This is a genomic window from Candidatus Streptomyces philanthi, from assembly GCF_059553635.1.
In genome coordinates this window covers 1-1,767 of the sequence record NZ_JCANQV010000560.1, presented here as the reverse complement: position 1 = coordinate 1,767, position 1,767 = coordinate 1, and the positions used below count along the sequence as shown (strand labels likewise).

The 1,767-nt window shown below is 69.2% G+C and carries 1 protein-coding gene; it reads right to left on the bottom strand.

Features of this window, described 5'->3' with window-relative positions:
* Positions 1-1,767, bottom strand: a 1,767-nt coding sequence (locus AC51EU_RS30195) for a type I polyketide synthase (protein WP_496270276.1), incomplete at both ends; no start/stop codon positions are given.

Sequence of the window (1,767 nt, the reverse complement as noted above, 5' to 3'; positions counted from 1 at the left end):
ACCCGCCAACGCCAACGAGCACTCACCCTGACGCAACGACTGCGCCACAAGATGCATCGCCACCAACGACGACGAACACGCCGTATCCACCGTCACCGCAGGCCCCTCAAAACCGAAGGTGTACGACACCCGGCCCGAAGCGATGCTGGCCGCACTGCCGTTGCTCCGGTAGCCCTCGAACTGGTCGCCGGTGAGGAGTTCGCTGTAGTCGGTGTACATGACGCCTGCGAAGACGCCCGTACGGCTGCCGCGCAGTGAAGCCGGGTCGATGCCGGTCCGCTCGATGGCCTCCCAGGTGGTCTCCAGCAGCAACCGCTGCTGCGCGTCCGTCGCCAACGCCTCGCGAGGACTCATCCCGAAGAACTCCGGATCGAACTCCCCCGCGTCATGGAGGAAACTGCCGAAGCGGGTGTACGAGGTGCCGAGTGCCTCGGGGTCAGGGTTGTAGAGGGCCTCCACGTCCCAGCCACGGTCGGCGGGGAACGCGGAGACGGCGTCCACACCGTCCGACACCAGACGCCACAGATCCTCGGGCGACGCCACACCACCCGGGTAGCGGCAACTCATACCGACGATGACGACCGGGTCGTCGTCCGCTCCCACCGGGGACGGCGCCCGGGCCGGCAGCTCGGCCTCCTCCTGCGCGCCGAACAGCTCGTCCAGCAGGAAGTCGACGAGTGCGTCGGCCGTGGGGTAGTCGAAGACAGCGGTGGCCGAAAGGCGCAGGCCGGTCACGTTGTTGAGGCGGTTGCGGAGTTCGACGGCGGTCAGGGAGTCGAAGCCGAGGTCCTGGAAGACGCGGCCGGCCTCGATCGTCTCCGGGCTCGCATGGCCCAGGACCACCGCGATCTGCGTACGTACCAGGTCCAGCAGCGCCTCACGACGCTCCGCCGCACCCAGTCCGCTCAGACGTCCCGCCAGGCCGGCCACGGCGGCCGAGCCACCGACCGCCGAGCGCCGGGCGCGCGTCCTGATCAGACCGCGCAGCAGCGGGGGCACCTCCCCCTGCTCGCGCAGGGACGCCAGGTCGAAACGGACGGGAAGCAGATGGGCGTCGTCGGCCGCCAGCGCGGCGTCGAAGAGGGCCACGCCCTGTGCGGGGGTGAGTTCGGGCATGCCCTGACGGGCGATGCGCTGAAGGTCTGCTTCGGTGAGCGTCCCGGTCATGCCGCCGTCCTGGGACCACGGGCCCCAGGCCAACGAGACCGCCGGGAGGCCCGCAGCCCGGCGATGGTGCGCCAGCGCGTCCAGGAAGGCGTTGCCCGCCGCGTAGTTGGCCTGCCCCGGGCTGCCGATCGTGCCCGCCACGGACGAGAACACCACGAACGCGTCCAGATCGAGGTCCTTGGTCGCCTCGTGCAGATTCCAGGCCGCATCCACCTTCGGACGCAACACCGCCGACAACCGGTCCGCACTCAGCGAACCAATGACACCGTCATCAAGAACACCAGCGGTATGCACCACAGCGGACACCGCATGACGCGACACCAGATCCGCCACAGCACCCGCATCCGTCACATCACACGCCTCAACCACCACATCAGCGCCACTCTCACCCAGCTCCGCCACCAACTCATCAACACCCTCAGCAGCAGAGCCACGACGACTGACCAGCAGCAGACTCCGGACACCGTGCTCCGTAGCAAGGTGCCGGGCCACCACACGCCCCAGACCACCCGTACCCCCCGTGATCAACACCGTCCCGGACGCACCCCAGGCCACCGCCTGCTCAGGCCGCGCCCGCACCAGCCGTGCCGCCAGCACCTC